Source organism: Amycolatopsis sacchari (assembly GCF_900114035.1).
Lineage (GTDB): Bacteria > Actinomycetota > Actinomycetes > Mycobacteriales > Pseudonocardiaceae > Amycolatopsis_E > Amycolatopsis_E sacchari.
In genome coordinates this window covers 299,428-312,271 of the sequence record NZ_FORP01000003.1, presented here as the reverse complement: position 1 = coordinate 312,271, position 12,844 = coordinate 299,428, and the positions used below count along the sequence as shown (strand labels likewise).

Genomic DNA, 12,844 nt, shown 5'->3' with positions numbered 1-12,844 from the left:
ATCGTGCGCGTAGACATCTGGTCCGACGTGGTGTGCCCCTGGTGCTACCTCGGCAAACGGCGTTTCGAGAAGGCGCTGGCGTCCTTCGACCGGCGGGACGAGGTCGAGGTCGTGTACCGGTCGTTCGAGCTGGACCCGCGGCTCCCGCGCGGCGAGGCGCAGCCGAAGACACCGCTGCTGGCGGCGAAGTTCGGCAACGGCGAGGACGAGGTGCGCGCGATGGACGCGCGGCTGGAGCAGCTCGCCGCCGCGGACGGCCTCGAGTACCACCTGGTCGACGGCATCGTCGGCAACACCTTCGACGCGCACCGGGTCCTGCACCTGGCGAAGGCGCGCGGGAAGCAGGCCGAGGTCACCGAGCGGTTCTTCCGCGCCTACTTCACCGAGCGCCGCTCGTTGTTCGACCACGACTCGCTGGCGGACGTCGCCGCCGACGCCGGTCTGGACCGCGACGAGGTGCTGAGCGTCCTCAAGGACGGCACGTACGCCGACGACGTGCGGGCCGACGTCGCCGAAGCCCGTGATCTGGGCGCGAACGGCGTGCCGTTCTTCGTGCTCGACGGCCGCTACGGCGTTTCGGGCGCCCAGTCCACCGAGACCTTCACGGCCGCCCTCACGAAGGCTTTCGAGGACTGACCGGCCCCTTCGCGAAGTACGTCGTGCAGACGCCGTTGTCGTAGTCCGCGGCGATTTCCAGTACGTTCCGCCCACCGTCGACCGGCAGCAGCACCGAGCTGTAGTTGGGGCAGAAGTCGTTGAAGGCGTCGGGAACCGCGACCGGCGCGGGCAGCTCGTACCACGCGCCCGCGCCGAGGGCGTCGTTGGCGAGCAGCACCTGGCCGTTGCCGGTGAGGCGGTGGCCGCCGGCGTCGGTGTAGAGCTGGCCCACCATCAGCAGGCGGCCGTCCGGGAAGAGCGTGACGGTGTGGGCGTGCTGGAAGTAGTTGCCCTCGGCGGTCTGGACCGGGGTGCCGGGGTCGGCGGGGTCGCCGAAGTTCGCGCCGTCGGCGGAGATCTTGTAGTACGGGTTGCAGTACAGCTTGCCGTAGTTGCAGATCTCGTAGGCGAAGTAGTAGCGGCCGCCGGGCAGCTCGCGCACGATCGGCATGCCGGGGCGGACGCGGGTCGGCCCGATGGCGAGGGTGGTCTGCTTGGTGCCCCAGGTGAGGCCGTCGGTGGAGCCGACGCGGTTGAGCACCTGGGAGTAGCGGGGCGCCTCGGTCTCGTCGGCGTAGTGCATCCAGAGGGTGCCGCCGGCGTCGACGGTGAACTCCGGTTCCCAGATGCCGTCGTGGTTGTGGGAGCGCGCGGCTTCGGAGAGGAACGACCAGTGCCTGCCGCCGTCGCGGCTGGCCCAGACGCGGAGCGACATGCGGCGCTCGGGGCCGTCGTCCTGCCCGTAGCTCGCCGCCCACAGCAGGGTGCCGGCGCGGAGGCGGCCGACCTGGCGGGGCAGTTCGTAGAGCGTGCCGCAGCACTCGCCGCGGCCGCCGCCGGAGTCGCGGATCTCGCCGATCCGCCGGAAGCTGCGGCCCTCGTCGGTGCTCTCGAACACGGGCGCCACGGGACCGCCGCCGTCCCACCCGCTCACGGCGGCGACGATCCGGCCCTGGTACGGCCCGTGCGAGAGCCGCACGACGCGGGGGTACGACCCGACGGCGAGCCGCTCACGCGTGGCGGCCTGCGCGGGCGGGGCGATGCCCGCCAAGGTCACCGCGACCAGCACCAACACGGCGAGTCTCCCCATGGCGGGAATTACACCACGGAGTAACCGGCCGGTTGCGCTGCGGCGCCGTGCTTCACGCGGTCAGGGCTGTTTCACCGCCTCCGATGATCCGGTCGACGAACCCGTAGGCGAGGGCTTCTTCGGCGTCGAACCAGCGGTCGCGGTCGGCGTCGGCCGTGATCTGCTCGACGGTCTGCCCGGTCTGCCGCGCCGTGATCTCCGCGATGCGGCGCTTCATCTTGCCGAAGACCTCCGCCTGGATGGCGATGTCGGTGGCGGCGCCGCGGATCCCGGCGGACGGCTGGTGCATGACGAGGCGGGTGTTGGGCAGCAGGAACCGTTTGCCGGGGGTGCCCGAGCTGAGCAGGAACTGCCCCATCGAGGCGACGAACCCGAGCCCGACGGTGGAGACGTCCGGTTTGACCAGGCACATCGTGTCGTAGATGGCCATGCCCGCGGTGACCGAGCCGCCGGGGGAGTTGATGTAGAACTTGATGTCCTTTTCCGGGTCGTCGGCGGCCAGGAGGAGGAGCTGGGCCGTGATCCGGTTGGCGATCTCGTCGTTGACCTCGGAGCCGAGGAACACGATGCGGTCGCGCAGGAGCTGTTCGTAGACGGAGTCGGTGAGGGTCAGGTCGCTGCCGGGGGAACGCAGGCTGGGTAGCAAGTGGACGGTCATGCGGTGCCTTTCGTTGTGCGGCCGGGACACCGTGACCGTATTCGGGTTGTGGTCCGTTGCGGGGCGCCGTTCGCTCTGGGCGTGCGGAATCCGCTGAGAGCGATCATTGACCTCAGGTGGACTGGAGGTTCTAGCGTCGCCGCATGAGTGACATCGAGCGCCTGCAGCAGTTGCTGGACGAGAGTGAGGAGAACGCGGGGCCGCACCTGAGGTCCACGTTCGGCATCCCGGCCCAAACCCTCACGGCGAGCCAGGTCGCGGGCTACCTGGCCAAGCCGCGCTCACTGGCCTTCGCGACGGTGTCGGCGCGGAACGAGCCCAGGGTCGCGCCGGTGGACGCTGTCTTCCACGGCGGGGTTTTCCACGTGCCCACGGTCGCCGGTTCCGCACGGGCCAAGCACGTGGCGAGCCGGCCCGCGGTCAGCCTGACCCGCTGGGTGCCGAGCGAGATCGCGATCATCGTGCACGGCAAGGCCAGCGTGCTGGGCCCCGACCACGGTGATTTCGCTGCGTTGAACGAGCTCTACGGGCCGCCGTGGTGGCAGGACGTGCTCGAAGACGGCGGTGGTGTGTACCTGCGGGTGAGCGCGGAGCGCATGTTCGTGTGGGCCCAGGACACGGCGCAGTGGTGAGGGGCGACGGCGTATTGCGCGACCGAACACGGAGCTCGCGGGCTCCGCGTCCGGTCGTCCGCACTACGACGCGTTCCTCGGCGAGGACGAGGCGCGGATCGTGCTCGTGCAGGAGATCCACGAGCGCGTGCCGCGCCGTTTCAAGTCGTTCGGCGAGAGCGAGGACCTGGAGCCCGCGTAGCCGCGTCGCGGGCTCCCGTGTGTCCTGGGCGTCAGCGGTAGTTGGTGAACTGCAGCGCGATGTCGAAGTCCTTGCCCTTGAGCAGGGCGATGACCTCCTGCAGGTGGTCCTTCTTCTTGCCGGACACGCGCAGCTGGTCGCCCTGGATCTGGGCCTGCACGCCCTTCGGCCCCTCGTCGCGGATGAACTTCGCGATCTGCTTGGCCTTGTCGGACGCGATGCCCTGGATGATCTTGCCGTTGACCTTGTAGATCTTGCCGGACACGGCGGGCTCACCGGCCTCGAACGCCTTCAGCGAGATGCCCCGCTTGATGAGCTTCTCCTTGAACACCTCGACGGCGGCGAGCGCGCGCTCCTCGGTCTCGGCCTCGACGGTGATCGCCTCTTCGCCGGCCCACGAGACCTTCGCGTTGACGCCCCGGAAGTCGAACCGGGTGGACAGCTCCTTCGCCGCCTGGTTCAGCGCGTTGTCCACCTCCTGGCGGTCGACCTTGCTCACGACGTCGAACGACGGATCAGCCACTTGTCCCACACCTCGTACTTCGGCTTGTCGGCTACGCCACACCTTAGCGCTGCCACCTCCCCCCGCTTGTCACCGCGGTCGGGACGTTCTGTACGCTGTCTCCCGGCTGGTTCGCCCAGCCACGGCGGGTTGCCCGAGCGGCCAAAGGGATCTGACTGTAAATCAGACGGCACTGCCTTCAGAGGTTCGAATCCTCTACCCGCCACACCAGGGAAACGCCCCGCTGACCTGCGGAAACAGGGCAGCGGGGCGTTTGTCGTATGTGCAGTGGGGGGCCGCTACCCGCACCGGGTCCCGTCGCCTTGAGCCAGGTCGACACCGCTGCGTGCCGAAGGTCGTACGGGCGCCTCGCGAGCGGTCCAGCCCCCACCTCCGTGCAGGACCAGCCGGGCAGCGGTCTGACCTCCATGTGAGGTCAGTCGCGATAGACCTAGTGGCCTGTGCCGCCAGCGTGCTCGTGCACGCGCCACCCGAGCCGCCCGCGGCTCAGCCGCGCAAAGCGCGGCGGCACGCAGCTCCCTGAAACTCCGCAGCTGCCTCACCGGGTTCAAGGGACGGGCTTCGGCGGGAACCTCCCCCGGTCGGAGAGGCCATGACAGGCGGTGTGCCCACACCAGGTCTACCAGGTGTGTTCCGGGCGCGGAACCGGTTCACACCGCATCCCTGATCCGCAGTCAGTCGTGACTGGGGGCAGCTGTGAACGGGGGCGCGGTTCCTTTCTACCGAAGGAGTTGCTTCTTCGAATGGCTCCAAAACTTCGAAGTCGACCGATCGCCCGGGTGGGAGCGTTCGGTGCGGCGGCCGCGATCATCGCGTCGGCGGCGAGTATGACCCTCCTGAACGAAGCGGCCAGTGCTGCTCCCGGAACACCGGGGACGCCGCAGGCACCGACGAATCTGTACGCCGAAGACTTCGAGAACGGCGTCGGTACCGCTCCGGTGCTGCTGACGAACTACACCGGCGCAAACGGTGAGACCTACCGCGCGGACCAGCCGTGGCTGGAAGCCTGTAACGGTGCGGTGCTGAACTTCAACAGTCCTGACTCGGCGCAGACCGGCAGCGTCATCAACAACTGCAACCCGAGCAGCGTCCCGCAGACAACCAGGGACAACTCCTACAGCGCGCTCCGCCAACTCGCGTGGGCCCTCGGGAGCCACGCGAAGGCTCCCGACCCGACCTCCAATCACGTGGTCGCGGCGTACACGGCGGCTGATCCCGGCGCGAACCGCGTGGAGTTCGAGACGGTGAGCCCGGTCTCGCTGCCGTCTGCGTCCGGCCGGTACGTGACCTTCAGCGTCGACGCGGCGGCGGCCAGCTGCACAGTGTCCGGACCGTTGTACAACTTCTCGCTGGTGCAGTCGGACGGAACGGAGGTCCCGGTCGGCAGCACGATCGACGTGTGCAAGACCGGCACGACGATCGCCACACCTGCCAAGGGCACTCTCGGCTCCAACAACATGCACGTGGGGACCTACACCTCGAACGGCTCCGTGAAGGTCACCGGTTCCACCGTGGGCGTCGTCATGCGCAACGCCAACGGATCCGCCAACGGTAACGATGCCGCGTTCGACAACATCAAGATTCTCGACGTGACCCCGCAGCTGGACAAATCGTTCAGCCCGAGCACCGCCGACATCGGCGGCACCTCGACGCTGACGTTCACCATCACCAACACCAGCGAGCTGGCCGCCAAGAACGGCTGGTCGTTCACCGACGCGCTGCCCGCCGGGCTCACGGTGGCGGGCGCCGGCTCGACGACCTGCCCCGCGGGTGTGGTGACCGCGCCTTCGGGTGGCACCACGATCGGCGTGACCGGCAACTTGAACGCGGGCATGGCCTCCTGCACCGTGTCGGTGCCCGTGACGTCCTCGACAGCCGGCACGTACACCAATGGTCCGGACAACGTCACCCCCAACGGCCTCAACGAACCGGGCACCACGAACGTGACCTTCGTGAACCCGAACGCCGACCTGGGTATCTCCAAGGGTGGCCCGGCGGAGGTCAACGTCGGGGAACTGGTGACCTACACGCTGGTCGTCACCAACTACGGCCCAGCCGGCTCCACCGGCTACACCGTCACCGACCAGATCCCCGCAGGGCTCACCGACGTCACCACCAGCACTCCCGGCTGCGCCGTGGCGAACCTGGTGCTGACCTGCACCGGCGGCCCGCTCGCGGCGCAGCAGAGCGCGGTCATCGTCGTCACCGGCAAGGCCGACGGCACCGTGACCACGCTCTACAACACCGCCAAGGTCGACGGAAACGACCCCGACCCCAACCCGGGTAACGACACCTCCACCGAGGTCGTCACCGAGGTCGTCCCGTTGGTGGGCTTCGGCTTCGCCGCCGGCGCCCTCGTGCTCGCCGGTGCCGGTACGGCCTGCGCCGCCGCACGCGGCACACGGCCTGACCGAACCGATGAACAAGGGCGGGCGGCCCACCTCCTCCGGGCCGCCCGCCCTCCACCTGGCTGAAGCCCGCGGATCCGTGCGAGCCGATAGACGGCGACCAGCGTTCGACGCGCCGTCTCCTCGGTCAAGGCTCCTGCTCCTTTGGCCCGTGGAGGTCTGGTCTCGCGTGCTCAGTCTCCTGCGCACGGCTGGGCCGTCAGCGCGTGGTTCGGGAGCGTTCCAACGAGAGGGCTTGGACGAAATCCAGGATGAGACGTTCCACCGCGCGCCGTGCCAGCGGCCGACTCGAACCTCTTCGGCAGGTCTCGCACCTCTCGGTCGCCCAGCGCGGCGAGTTCGGAGTCGGTGCCGAGCACTTCCCGCAGGGGCTTCGAGGCCTCGTCCAGGATGTGGATCGCGGATCGAAGCTGCTCGGTCAGCGCGCGCAGCCGGGCTTGCTCCGACTGCCTGACCTCGGGCGGTTGCTCGTTGTCGCGTGGTGGTCCAGGCAGCTGAACCACATGTCCTCCCGCAGGTCGAGGACGTAGAGTTCCGCCTGCCGCTCGCACCTCACGCACTGAATCGGCCCGTCGGCAGCCGGGACCAGCCCGCTCGGGAATTCGCGCCATGCCTTGGTGGTGAACGTGGTTTCGTCGCTCTGGCCGGTGTTCGCCACCCAGGTGCCGCTGGCGACGGAGGCGGCGATGCCGTTGCCCAGGGTGGGATACCGATGGTCGCCAGCGGCACGTCCGCGGTCTCGGGCGCCGCGTTCGCGGAACCTCGTCCGGACAGGGGAGACCAACCAGCCGCGGACGCGAAGAAAAAAAGAAATCCCTCTCCCCACTTAAACGTATATCGCACCCCGGGGCTTGCGGCAAGACCCCCGTCGTGCCGCACAATTCTCCGGCCCTGGTCAGGGGCCTGAACCAAAAAAGGGGGATTCGCGCAATGCGTGTGTTGTTGACGTCCTGGGGATCGCGCGGGGACGTGGAGCCGGTGGTGGGGTTGGCGGTCGCCTTGCGGGAGCTCGGGGCGGAGGCCGTCGTCGCCGCGCCGCCGGACGAGGACTTCGTGCAGTTGCTCGGGCGGGTGGGTGTGCCGCTCGTGCCGTTGGGGCCCACCGTTCACTCGATCGTCGCCAGGCCCGCCCGGCCGACCGCCGAGGACGCCTTCCGGCTCGCCGCCCAGCTGGTCGGCGCGCGGTTCGAGGCGCTGCTGCCCGCGGCCAAGGACTGTGACGCCGTGGTCGCCGCCGGGCTGATGCCCGCCGGTGTCCGGGACGTGGCCGACAAGCTCGGCATCCGCTACGTGCTCACCGCCTACCACCTCCTCGGGCTGCCGTCGCGGCGCTTCCCGCCGGGGAGGCGGCCCGGCACGCCGTCCCCGGAGGGCGAGACCGACCTCAAGAAGCTGTGGGAGCAGGACGCCCAGCGCGTGAACGACCTCTACCAGGAGCCGCTCAACACCCACCGCGCCGCGATCGGGCTGCCGCCCGTGGACAACGTCCGCGACTACGTCTTCACCGACCGGCCGTGGCTGGCGGCGGACCCGGTGCTGTGCCCGTCCGAGGGCATGACGGAACTCGACGTCGTGCAGACCGGGGCCTGGATCCTGCCCGACGAACGGCCGCTCCCCGACGGGCTGGAGCGGTTCCTCGACGCCGGTGAACCGCCGGTGTACGTGGGTTTCGGCAGCATGGCCTCGTACCTCCCGAAGGACATGGCCACCACGGCGATCGAGGCGGTCCGCGCGTGCGGTCGTCGCGTGGTCCTCGCCCGCGGCTGGGCCGGGCTGGCCTCCATCGACGACGCCGACGACTGCTTCGTCGTCGGCGAGGTCAACCAGCAGGCCCTGTTCCCGAGGATGGCGGCCGTGGTGCACCACGGCGGCGCGGGCACCACGACAACGGCGTCCAGGGCCGGCGCGCCCCAGGTGGTCGTGCCGCAGATCGCCGACCAGCCGTCCTGGGCCGCCCGGGTCGCCGAGCTGGGCGCGGGGGTGGCGCACGACGGCGGGACGCCGACCCTCGAGTCGCTGTCCGCGGCGCTCGAAACGGCGCTCAAGCCCGAGATCGCCGCGGGGGCGCGGGCGCTCGCCGCCGAGGTGCGTCCCGACGGGGCGACGGTCGCCGCGAAACTGCTGCTCGAAGGGAACTGAAAACCCCGGGCCCTGGCGGGGTTTCAGCCCTGCCAGGGCCTGGGGTTCTCCAGCCGGAAGACCGTGCACCGCCTGGCCGCGGCGGCGAACTCCTCGGGCGTGCCCCGCTCCACGGCGCCCATCTTCTGGGAGAACGGCACCCCCGGTGGCCCGCGCTGCTCGACCGGCAGCTCCACCGGGTGGACCTTCGTGTGGCGCCTGCCGTTGCCCAGCACCCGCATGGTGCCGATCACCAAGCCGACGCGCGGCGAGCCGATGAGCACTGTGTTGGCCGGCTTCCACCAGCGCGGCGGATCCGCCATGTCCCCCTCCCCACACTGCCCAAGGTTTGCGGGCATCAAAATCGTGCCATCCTCGGACGGTGCAAGATCGTGAGCGGCACTGGGCTGTCGTGGCCGCCGCCGGGGGCGGGGTCATCGCCGTCTGTTACGGGTTCGCGCGGTACGCCTTCGGGCTGTTCGAACCGCGGTTCTCCGGGGACTTCCACCTCTCGGGCACCGGGGTCGGCATCCTCGGCGGGCTGTCCACCCTCGGCTACGGGATCGGGTTGCTGGTGGCGCCGCGACTGGCGGTCCGCTCCGCCAGGAGGACCACGGTGCTCGCGGGCGCGCTCGCCGCCGCCGGGGTGGCGTTGATGGCGGCCTCGGGATCGGTCGTGTTGTTCGGCGTCGGCACGGTGATCGCGGGCAGCAGCGCGGGACTCGCCTCGCCGGGGGTGGCCCAGCTCGTCGGCGAACGGGTCGGCGAGGGGGAGCGGAGCCGCGCGCAGACGTGGGCGAACACCGGGACCAGTTTCGGGCTCGCCGCCTCCGCCTTCCTGCCCTTGGCGGTGTGGAGCTGGCGGTGGACGTGGGCGGGGTTCGCCGTCGTCGCGGTCGTCGTCACCGTCGTGGCGGGAACGCTGGTCGGCCGGTCCGCCGACCGGCCCCGCGAGACGGCGGCGCAAGGGAGCCGGTGGCCGGACGGCGCCACGCGGCTGGTCGCCAGCTCGGTGATCCTCGGCGCCGCGTCCGCGCCGTACTGGAACTTCTCCCCGGCACGCCTGTCGGACGCGGGGATCAGCACGGTGCTCGCGTCGCTGTGCTGGTGCGCGATCGGGCTCGCCGGGCCCATCGGCGGGATGGCGGGACGCCTCGCCGAACGCCGCGGGCTCCGCTGGACCGTGGTGTGCGTGTGGCTGGTCTGGACCGCCGGGATGGCCCTGCTGGCGTTGCCGCGGCCCGTGTTCCCGGTGGCGCTGCTGTCCGCCGTGCTGTTCGGCATCGCGTACATGGGGTTGACCGGGCTGTGCATCCTGTGGGCGGGACGCCTGTTCGAGGACGTCTCGCGCGGCGTGACGCTGTCGTTCCTCGGGCTCGCCGCGGGACAGACCGCCGCGTCGCCGGTCGCGGGTGCGCTCGGGGACGCCGTCGGCCTCGGCCCGGTGTTCGGCGGGGCCGCGCTGGCCAGCCTGGTCGCGCTCCTGCTGCTGCCGCGCGAGGAGGCCCGCGTCGCGGTGGGATGACCACTTCCCTCCTTACCTACTTTTGAGTAGCCTCTCCCTCCGAGGATCGGAGGGACGCGATGAGGCGTTTCGGAGTTCTGCTGCTCGCGGTCGTGCTCGGGCTGGTGCCCATGACGGCGCAGGCCGCGACCCGGTTACCCGTGCTGTACTCCGGCGTCGCCTCGCTGGCGAACGCCGCGCTGCGCCCCGACACCGATCCCGCGGGCGCGAACGACTGGACCTGCCGCCCCGGTGCCGCCCACCCGCGGCCCGTCGTGCTGGTGCACGGGACCGTCGAGAACAAGACGTACAACTGGTTCACCCTCGCCCCGTTGCTGCGGAACAACGGCTACTGCGTCTTCGCCCTGAACTACGGCGACACCGGCAGCCCGCACGTCGGGCTGCCGGGCTCGACCCGCACCTACGGCGCGGCACCGGTCGCCGAGAGCGCCGGGGAGCTGCGGGAGTTCGTCGACCGCGTGCTCGCGACTACCGGATCGTCCGAAGTGGACATCGTGGGGCACTCGCAGGGCGGCATGATGCCGCGCTACTACCTGCAGTACCTCGGCGGCGCGAGCAAGGTCGGCAAGCTCGTCGCGCTCTCGCCGTCCAACCACGGCACCACCGCGGACGGGCTCGCGCAGCTCCCCGGCGTCGGCTACCTGCTCGCCACCGGGCTGGGCCCGTCCGTCGAGGACCAGCTCGCGGGATCCCCGCTGCTGCGGTCGCTCGACGAGACCGTGCCCGGTGTGGCGTACACGGTGATCCAGACGGCCTACGACGAGGTCGTCACCCCGTACACCTCGGCGTTCCTCGCCGGGGAGGGCGTCACGAACATCCTGCTGCAGGACCAGTGCCCCGCCGACGTCAGTGACCACCTCGGCATCTCGTTCGACGCCATCGCGTTGCGGGACGTCCTCAACGCACTCGACCCCGTACACGCCCAGGCACCGGACTGCACTCTCACCCTGCCGGTGAACGGCGGCGGACTCGCCGCTACAGGTACGGCCGCGTGATCATCTCCAGGCCGTGCCCCGACGGGTCGCGGAAGTAGACGCCGCGGCCGCCGTGCTCAGTGTTCGTCTCGCCCGGCCGTTGCCAGTGCGGGTCGGCCGCGTGGTCGACGCCCTGCTCCCGCAACCGGGCGTAGGCGCGGTCGAACAGGTCGTCGTCCACGAGGAACGCGTAGTGCTGCATCTGGATCTCCACCGGCGGCTCGGCGAACTGCAGCAGCACACCGTCTTCGAGCAGCAAGTTGGTGAACGGACCCCACGACGGCGCTTCCGCCAGCTCGAACAGGTCGCGGTAGAACGCCGCCGAACGCACGCGGTCGGTCGAGGCGATGATGGTGTGGTTGAACTTGGTACCCATGGGTTCCTCCTCCGGGAAGTACTGGTCAGGACGCGGAAAAGGTCCTGAGCCGGAGGAGCCCGCGCGGCGCTCAGCCCGCTACCGGGTCGCCGTTCCGTGAGTGGCCGATGGCCGTCCCGGTGATCACGTCGCCAACCTAGCTGGAAATCCGCGCCGAGCCAAGACCAATACGCGGCCGTCCCGGCTCCGAACCCCCGGCATGGCACAGACCTCCCTCCGCGCGTGGCGGGCCGTGGCATGCGGCGTGCTGGCGCTGCTCGCGGCGCTGGCCGCCGGGCACCTGGTGGCCGCGCTGATCAACGTCGGCGCCTCGCCGTACCTCGCGGTCGGCAACGCGGCCATCGACCTCACGCCGCTCCCGCTCAAGGACTTCGCGGTGCGGACCTTCGGCACGCACGACAAGCAGGTGCTGCTGGGCGGGATGGCCGTCGTGCTGCTCGGCGCCGCCGCGCTGGCCGGGCTCGCGTCGCGCCGGTCGCCCTGGCCCGGCACGGTCGTGATCGCCCTGTTCGGGCTGGTCGGCGTTGCCGCGGTGGCCACGCGGCCGGGCCTGGGCGCTGTCGCGGTGCTCGCGCCGCTGGCGAGCCTGGTCACCGGGGTGCTGGTGTTCCGCGGCCTACGCGGGAAGGAGACTGTGGCATCACGGCGGTCGTTCCTGATCGTGCTGGCTGGGTCCGCCGTTGCGGGCGTGGCGGGGCAGCTGCTCGCGTCCACAAAGGACGCAGGCGCCTCGCGTGCCGCCGTCGGTCCGCTCGTCCCGGCCCGGCGAGCACCCGCGATCCCGGCCGACGCGGACTTCGCGAAGCTCGGCACACCGCCGTTCCTGACGCCCAACCGGGACTTCTACCGCGTGGACACCGCGCTCACCGTGCCACAGGTGCGCACCGAGGACTGGAGCCTGCGGATCTCCGGCATGGTGGACCGGGAACGCGCCTACCGCTACCAGGACATCCGCGGCCGCCCGCTGGTGGAGCGCACGATCACGATGACCTGCGTGTCCAACGAGGTCGGCGGCCCGTACGTGTCCACGGCGAACTTCATCGGCGTCGACCTTGCGGACCTGTTGCGGGAAGCCGGAGTCCGGCCTGGTGCCGAGCAACTGTTCTCGACCAGTGTGGACGGTTGGACCTCGGGCACGCCGGTGGCGGACGCGCTCGATCCCACCCGCGGAGCGATGCTCGCGATCGGCATGAACGGCGAGCCGCTGCCGCTGGAACACGGATTTCCCGCCAGGCTCGTCATCCCCGGCCTGTACGGTTACGTGTCCGCGACGAAGTGGGTGACGCGGCTCGAAGTCACGACGTGGCAAGCGAAACAGGCCTACTGGCTGCAGCGCGGCTGGGGTGAACAGGCGCCGATCAAGACGCAGTCCCGGATCGACACGCCGAAGGGGTTCGAGACGGTACCGGCGGGCACACTGCGTGTCGCCGGGGTCGCGTGGGCGCAGCACACCGGTATCGACCAGGTCGAAGTGCGGCTCGACAACGGGCCGTGGCAGCGGGCGATCCTGTCCCGTGAAATCACTGTGGACACTTGGCGCATGTGGTGGGCGGAGCTGTCCGTAACGCCGGGCGCGCACCAGATTTCCTGTCGTGCCAAGGACAAGAGGGGTTACGTGCAGACGGCTGAACGGGCCGGGACCGTGCCCGACGGCGCGACCGGCTGGCACACGATCTCGTTCGTCGCGAAATGACCCCAATCC

The 12,844-nt window shown here is 70.4% G+C and carries 12 protein-coding genes and 1 tRNA gene; 8 read left to right on the top strand and 5 right to left on the bottom strand.

Translation table 11 applies throughout. The annotated features are described in order from the left end of the window. The first annotated feature begins 3 nt into the window (after positions 1-3). Positions 4-636, top strand: coding sequence for a DsbA family oxidoreductase (locus BMZ92_RS08185; RefSeq protein ID WP_091505114.1), 633 nt, complete (start codon positions 4-6; stop codon positions 634-636). On the opposite strand, the gene BMZ92_RS08180 is transcribed toward BMZ92_RS08185, so the two are convergent. Continuing rightward, positions 614-1,747, bottom strand: a complete 1,134-nt coding sequence (locus BMZ92_RS08180; protein ID WP_091505113.1) for a sialidase family protein — start codon at positions 1,745-1,747, stop codon at positions 614-616. The two genes, BMZ92_RS08185 and BMZ92_RS08180, sit on opposite strands and share 23 nt — an antisense overlap. Before the next feature lie 52 nt (positions 1,748-1,799). Then, positions 1,800-2,405, bottom strand: coding sequence for a ClpP family protease (locus BMZ92_RS08175; protein WP_091505112.1), 606 nt, complete (start codon positions 2,403-2,405; stop codon positions 1,800-1,802). Positions 2,406-2,548: 143 nt separating this feature from the next. Here BMZ92_RS08175 and BMZ92_RS08170 point away from each other — a divergent pair, with 143 nt between their 5' ends. Continuing rightward, positions 2,549-3,037, top strand: coding sequence for a pyridoxamine 5'-phosphate oxidase family protein (locus BMZ92_RS08170; RefSeq protein ID WP_091505111.1), 489 nt, complete (start codon positions 2,549-2,551; stop codon positions 3,035-3,037). 212 nt (positions 3,038-3,249) lie between these two features. On the opposite strand, the gene BMZ92_RS08165 is transcribed toward BMZ92_RS08170, so the two are convergent. Next, positions 3,250-3,741, bottom strand: a complete 492-nt coding sequence (locus BMZ92_RS08165) for a YajQ family cyclic di-GMP-binding protein (protein WP_091505110.1) — start codon at positions 3,739-3,741, stop codon at positions 3,250-3,252. 123 nt (positions 3,742-3,864) lie between these two features. Here BMZ92_RS08165 and BMZ92_RS08160 point away from each other — a divergent pair. The 3 genes from BMZ92_RS08160 to BMZ92_RS08145 all read left to right on the top strand — a co-directional run bounded on the left by BMZ92_RS08160 (position 3,865) and on the right by BMZ92_RS08145 (position 8,288). Further along, positions 3,865-3,946: transfer RNA gene (locus BMZ92_RS08160), tRNA-Tyr, on the top strand. A 421-nt stretch (positions 3,947-4,367) separates the two neighbouring features. Further along, complete coding sequence (locus BMZ92_RS38070) at positions 4,368-6,215, top strand: DUF11 domain-containing protein (protein ID WP_245782956.1); 1,848 nt, start codon at positions 4,368-4,370, stop codon at positions 6,213-6,215. Between the two features lie 864 nt (positions 6,216-7,079). Further along, positions 7,080-8,288: a glycosyltransferase gene (locus BMZ92_RS08145; RefSeq protein WP_091505108.1), complete on the top strand. Its 1,209-nt coding sequence runs from the start codon at positions 7,080-7,082 to the stop codon at positions 8,286-8,288. Positions 8,289-8,311: 23 nt separating this feature from the next. On the opposite strand, the gene BMZ92_RS08140 is transcribed toward BMZ92_RS08145, so the two are convergent. Beyond that, the gene (locus BMZ92_RS08140) at positions 8,312-8,590 is read right to left on the bottom strand and encodes a hypothetical protein (RefSeq protein ID WP_091505107.1); all 279 of its coding nucleotides are present in this window, start codon (positions 8,588-8,590) and stop codon (positions 8,312-8,314) included. Between the two features lie 59 nt (positions 8,591-8,649). Between BMZ92_RS08140 and BMZ92_RS08135 the strand changes: the two genes are divergently transcribed. Together BMZ92_RS08135 and BMZ92_RS08130 are read left to right on the top strand one after the other, a co-directional pair. Further along, complete coding sequence (locus BMZ92_RS08135) at positions 8,650-9,792, top strand: MFS transporter (protein ID WP_091505106.1); 1,143 nt, start codon at positions 8,650-8,652, stop codon at positions 9,790-9,792. 59 nt (positions 9,793-9,851) lie between these two features. Beyond that, positions 9,852-10,787, top strand: a complete 936-nt coding sequence (locus BMZ92_RS08130; protein WP_091505105.1) for an esterase/lipase family protein — start codon at positions 9,852-9,854, stop codon at positions 10,785-10,787. Here the strand turns inward: BMZ92_RS08130 and BMZ92_RS08125 are convergent. Continuing rightward, positions 10,768-11,142 (bottom strand): VOC family protein, encoded by a 375-nt coding sequence (locus tag BMZ92_RS08125; RefSeq protein ID WP_091505104.1) that lies wholly within the window; start codon positions 11,140-11,142, stop codon positions 10,768-10,770. The two genes, BMZ92_RS08130 and BMZ92_RS08125, sit on opposite strands and share 20 nt — an antisense overlap. Positions 11,143-11,341: 199 nt before the next feature. Here BMZ92_RS08125 and BMZ92_RS08120 point away from each other — a divergent pair, with 199 nt between their 5' ends. Further along, positions 11,342-12,835, top strand: a complete 1,494-nt coding sequence (locus tag BMZ92_RS08120; protein ID WP_177228584.1) for a molybdopterin-dependent oxidoreductase — start codon at positions 11,342-11,344, stop codon at positions 12,833-12,835. Positions 12,836-12,844 lie beyond the last annotated feature (9 nt).

Excerpts from the sequence above, each read along its gene's own strand:
- BMZ92_RS08145 (WP_091505108.1), top strand. The coding sequence starts at position 7,080 with ATGCGTGTGTTGTTGACGTCCTGGGGATCGCGCGGGGACGTGGAGCCG.
- BMZ92_RS08175 (WP_091505112.1), bottom strand. The coding sequence starts at position 2,405 with ATGACCGTCCACTTGCTACCCAGCCTGCGTTCCCCCGGCAGCGACCTG.
- BMZ92_RS08130 (WP_091505105.1), top strand. The coding sequence starts at position 9,852 with ATGAGGCGTTTCGGAGTTCTGCTGCTCGCGGTCGTGCTCGGGCTGGTG.
- BMZ92_RS08170 (WP_091505111.1), top strand. The coding sequence starts at position 2,549 with ATGAGTGACATCGAGCGCCTGCAGCAGTTGCTGGACGAGAGTGAGGAG.
- BMZ92_RS08140 (WP_091505107.1), bottom strand. The coding sequence starts at position 8,590 with ATGGCGGATCCGCCGCGCTGGTGGAAGCCGGCCAACACAGTGCTCATC.
- BMZ92_RS08120 (WP_177228584.1), top strand. The coding sequence starts at position 11,342 with ATGGCACAGACCTCCCTCCGCGCGTGGCGGGCCGTGGCATGCGGCGTG.
- BMZ92_RS08125 (WP_091505104.1), bottom strand. The coding sequence starts at position 11,142 with ATGGGTACCAAGTTCAACCACACCATCATCGCCTCGACCGACCGCGTG.
- BMZ92_RS08180 (WP_091505113.1), bottom strand. The coding sequence starts at position 1,747 with ATGGGGAGACTCGCCGTGTTGGTGCTGGTCGCGGTGACCTTGGCGGGC.